This is a genomic window from Mycobacterium sp. (genome assembly GCF_032162105.1).
Taxonomy (GTDB): domain Bacteria; phylum Actinomycetota; class Actinomycetes; order Mycobacteriales; family Mycobacteriaceae; genus Mycobacterium.
Map to the genome: position 1 here is coordinate 1 of NZ_JAVRPS010000617.1, position 4,174 is coordinate 4,174.

Below are 4,174 nucleotides of genomic sequence, written 5' to 3' on the forward strand. Positions count from 1 at the left end.
CTCCGGGGGTGCGTTCAACCCGGCGGTCACCCTCGCCGGGGCCGCGATGGGAACATTCGCCTGGCCGACGCTGTGGGTGTACCTGGTGGCGCAGGTCATCGCCGGCGCCGCCGCGGGAGTGACCTTCCTGGCCCTCAACCCCGACGACAAATAAGCCGACTCGGTCCACGAACTTCAACTCACCACGAAAGGCAATGACGGTGAGCAGCCGACAGCACCGCCCGACGACCACCGACGCCGCCATCCCGGTATCCAGTGATGAGCACTCGCTGACGATCGGACCCGACGGCCCGATTCTGCTGCAGGACCACTACTTGATCGAGCAGATGGCCAACTTCAACCGAGAGCGCATCCCGCAGCGTCAGCCACATGCCAAGGGCTCTGGAGCGTTCGGCCGCTTCGAGGTCACCAACGACGTCGGCTCCTACACCCGCGCAGCGGTGTTCCAGCCCGGCGCCACGACCGACACGCTGATACGGTTTTCCACCGTGGCCGGCGAGCGCGGCACGCTGAAGCAGATCATGGCGTTCGAGGACGCGAAGAGCAGCCCGGACAAGATGCTGCTGGCGCGCGGCTTCTCCTATGCCGACGCGCACCGGGCCCGCCTCGGGGTCAACTACAAGCAGATCCCGGTCAACTCACCCAAGTCTGAGGTGCACAGCTACTCCAAGGACGGGGCGATGCGCGTCACCAACATCTCCGACCCGGTGTACGAACAAACTCCTACGGCGGCCCCAAGGCCAACCCCGACCGGGCTGCCGAAGTGTACTGGTATACCGACGGCGACATGGTCCGTTCGGCATACACCCTGCGCCCCGACGACGACTGGGCTCAAGCACACACGCTGGTCCGCCAGGTGATCGACGAGGCGGCCCGCCAACGGCTGGTCTCGAATGTCACCGGGCACCTGCGCAACGGGGTCTCAAAAGAGGTGCTGGACCGCGCATTCGAATACTGGAAGAACATCGACAAAGAGGTCGGCGACAAGATCAAGACCGCCGTAGGCAACGGATCGGCATGATCGGGTCGCCACCCGCCCCCGCCACACAACACCGCAACTCTGACAAACCTCGCGAAAACTCCTGTCCAAGCTGCCAAATGGAACAACACACACTGTCAGGCGAGCGCACCTTGCCTTCAGCGCCGACGGCCGCCCGGTCGCACCCGGCCGTGGCCGCCATGCTGGCCCACCCAATCGAGTTGGAGATTGCACGATGATGCGTAGGACACTTGTACTCGCGATCGGCTCGGTCGCCCTCGGGGTGGCCGGGTGCTCGTCGCCTGGACCGTCGCAGATGCCGAGCACACCCGTCACCCAAGTCGACCCCAGCGGCCCCGCATCGCCGCCGGCGCTCGCGGTACCGGCGGGCAACACACTGAGCTCCTCGCTCGACGGTTCCGGCGTGCAGATCTATCAGTGCGTCAAGGCCAAGTGGACGCTGTTGCAGCCCGCCGCCACCTTGACCGCGAACGGCAAGCCGGTCGGCTTGCACTTCAAGGGCCCGGTTTGGGTCTCCACCGTCGACGGCAGCGCGGTCGGCGCGGCACCGGTGGCCACGGTGAACCGCGACGGCGCCATACCGGAACTGTTGCTCAAGGCCAACCAGAACCAGGGCCAAGGCACCTTCAGCAAAGTGACCTACGTCCAACGGCTGCAGACCACCGGCGGCGTGGCACCGGCCGGATCATGCACCGAAGGGTCGCAACAGGCCGTCGGGTACTCGGCGGTCTACCGCTTCTGGTCGGCTGCACCCTGACCTCTTGAACGTGCTGGCCCCCCAGCGGCGTGGCATCAACGACGATATTTGGTGGACTGTCCCACAGCACCGTCCGTCAACGGCGCGGGCTGACCTTCCACGGCGACGCGCCGACCCAGCTGTTCTCCTTGGCCACATCAGACGGGCCGGACAACGAAACGCGCTGGGGTTTGTCGCTCGTAGTGGTCCGAACCGAATGGGTGGGTGGATCTGACGGACCGCTCCGCATCGATGTTGCGGGGCGTGCAGGCCGGGATCGGCCTGCAGCACCATGTTTTGGCGGTCAAGCTCGCTTCCCACGGGAGCGACGGCGGTCTTCCGCTGCGGCCGTGGTGGACGCCCTAGTTATTGGTCCCCGGCGGGCCGAGAAAATCGGTCGTCTCCTGCGGGAACGGTTGATGCGTCGGGTGAACGCTACTGGGCTGCGAATGGGTGCTCGATGTATGGGTGGTGCTCGCTTTCGGAGGCGGCGGTGGTGGCGGCGCGCTCGTCTGCACTGTCGTCGGGGCGATCGCTGGTGGTGCAGCAGAGGGTGCCCCCGTGGCGGGCGGAGGAATCGGGGCTGCGCTCGACGGGGGTGGCGGTGGCGCGGTGGGGGTCGTGACCGGGACCGTCGGTAGCACAACTCCGGTGTCGCCGAACGGCTGCCGGGACACGACCGTTATCGCCGATACCACGACGCAGACCGCGACGAATCCGAGTACGCCTACAGTGACCGCGCTCGACCAGGCGGACCAGGACCAGCGTTCCCGCGGCGGCGCATCCGCAGAGGCCGTGCCCTCGTGCTCGTCGCGCACGCACTCGACAACCTGCGTGTCGCACGCCATGTCTAAGTCAAGGCGCGCGACCGCGCAATTGGCAAGTGGTGGGTCAGAACTTCTCAACTTTGACGGCTTCCTCGCGCCCGCCAGCTTCCGTGGTGACGATCACCCCGATGCTGCGGGCGTAATACTTGTTCTCGGCCGGAGCGGTGGGGTCGAGCAGGTCAACGTCTTTGGTGACCAGCAAGTCGCTGAGAGGCCCAGTAAGCGGGGTGGTTTCGCGGCCGGTGAGGTTGAGCACCTCACCAGTGTCCTCGGCGACGCCCTTTGCGTACTCCTGGCGGTACTGATCACCGACCTGCGGATGGCCCGGCATGATGATGCCGGGTAGCGCGCCGTTCACGCCGCCTTCGAACGATCCGCTCGTGTCCGCGGCGCCGTCCTCCAGCTTCTTGGTCGCTTCGCCGAAATACCAGACATTGCCGTCGCGATCCTGGGCATACCAGTCCAACGTGTCTTCGACCATCTTGGCGTCAAGGCTGACGGTGTCGTGTACGACCACGGTCTTGACGCCCATGATCATCTTGGTGTCGCGGGTGACCTCGGTCGTCGTCTTTTGCAGGCCATCGGGCGTATGAGCCTCGTAAATCGTGCGGGTGCCCGGAACCATTGGGAGATAAGGGTTGTCGATCGTGGCCGAAAAGGCCGCGGGGTCGATCGTCGGCGAATAGGGATCGGTGATCTTCATCGGCGCGGTACTCGACGGGGCCGCAGACGCGCTGGGGTTCGGTGCTGGTGCAGGGTTCCCCCCGCAGGCCGCCGTCAGCACGACCACTGACCATCCCGCGCCGATCGCCGACAGACGCGCTGCCATGTTCACGCACATGATTCTCAACGCGTCACCTGAATCGACGCTGAATGTCGCCGCCGCGGCCCCAGATCCACCAGATCAATTCCGCTGAGCAGAACCGCCGTCGAGTCGGCGACCAGAATCTGACCGCCATGCCCGGGGGCCATCACCCGCGCAGCACGGTTGAGCACCGTCCCAAAGTAGTCCCCGTCCCGCAGCTCTGCCTCACCGGTCGCCAACCCCATCCGCACCGGCAACTCATGCGCCCGCGCGACTCAGCGCCGTGTTGCTGACCTGCGCCGGCTTGACGTTCCTCAACGAGCACGTCTATCTGGACACCGTCGTGCTGCTGGGCGCCCTGGCCAAAGAACACCCCAACGGTCGCTAGCTGTTCGGCGTCGGAACCGTGACGGCCAGCGCGGTGTGGTTCGTCAGCCTCGGACTCGGCGCCCGGCCCCTGGCCGGACTCTTCGCCACCCCACTGACCTGGCGGATCCTCGACGGCTTCATCGCCGTCATGATGATCGCGCTTGGTGGTGTCCTAACCGGTACCGACTAGGGCCCGATCGGGACCGACGACCCGCCGCCTCCGCCGAAGCAGATGTAACCGCAGCCGAACCCGAACCCGAACCCGTAGGCGGGCCGGGCCGGGGGCGGGGCGTGCGTGCCGCGGATGTCGCCCTGAGCGCAGACCGTCGTCCCGCTCGATGCGTTGCAGTCGGCCGCGGCCACCGGCGCGCCGATCAATCCGGCCAACCCGAGTGCGACCAGGCAACCCGGTATGGCGAGGCGCGCGAGGATTCGCA

The 4,174-nt window shown here is 66.4% G+C and carries 4 protein-coding genes and 4 pseudogenes; 5 read left to right on the top strand and 3 right to left on the bottom strand.

All coding sequences use genetic code 11. The annotated features are described in order from the left end of the window. The 4 genes and pseudogenes from QOC69_RS31430 to QOC69_RS31445 form a co-directional block, all read left to right on the top strand. Window positions 1-154, top strand: a 154-nt coding sequence (locus tag QOC69_RS31430; RefSeq protein WP_526446421.1) for an aquaporin, incomplete at its 5' end; no start/stop codon positions are given. Between the two features lie 40 nt (window positions 155-194). Continuing rightward, window positions 195-1,021: pseudogene (locus QOC69_RS31435) on the top strand (catalase). Window positions 1,022-1,217: 196 nt separating this feature from the next. Continuing rightward, on the top strand, window positions 1,218-1,757 hold the full coding sequence (locus QOC69_RS31440; protein WP_526446419.1) for a DUF3455 domain-containing protein: 540 nt from the start codon (window positions 1,218-1,220) through the stop codon (window positions 1,755-1,757). Between the two features lie 204 nt (window positions 1,758-1,961). Then, window positions 1,962-2,102: a hypothetical protein gene (locus tag QOC69_RS31445; RefSeq protein WP_526446422.1), complete on the top strand. Its 141-nt coding sequence runs from the start codon at window positions 1,962-1,964 to the stop codon at window positions 2,100-2,102. Window positions 2,103-2,627: 525 nt separating this feature from the next. On the opposite strand, the gene QOC69_RS31450 is transcribed toward QOC69_RS31445, so the two are convergent. Together QOC69_RS31450 and QOC69_RS31455 are read right to left on the bottom strand one after the other, a co-directional pair. After that, a complete protein-coding gene (locus tag QOC69_RS31450; protein WP_526446420.1) occupies window positions 2,628-3,398 on the bottom strand; it encodes a hypothetical protein in 771 nt (256 codons plus the stop codon). Window positions 3,399-3,442: 44 nt separating this feature from the next. Further along, window positions 3,443-3,637: pseudogene (locus QOC69_RS31455) on the bottom strand (nucleotidyl cyclase domain-containing protein); the annotation flags it as partial. On the opposite strand from QOC69_RS31455, the pseudogene QOC69_RS31460 reads away from it, so the two are divergent. Then, a pseudogene (locus QOC69_RS31460) lies at window positions 3,634-3,927 on the top strand (LysE/ArgO family amino acid transporter); the annotation flags it as partial. The pseudogenes QOC69_RS31455 and QOC69_RS31460 overlap by 4 nt on opposite strands. Here the strand turns inward: QOC69_RS31460 and QOC69_RS31465 are convergent. Continuing rightward, window positions 3,924-4,174: pseudogene (locus QOC69_RS31465) on the bottom strand (hypothetical protein); the annotation flags it as partial. The pseudogenes QOC69_RS31460 and QOC69_RS31465 overlap by 4 nt on opposite strands.

What these genes read in the sequence shown, in the direction of transcription:
- QOC69_RS31440 (WP_526446419.1), top strand. Translation starts at nt 1,218, where the DNA reads ATGCGTAGGACACTTGTACTCGCGATCGGCTCGGTCGCCCTCGGGGTG.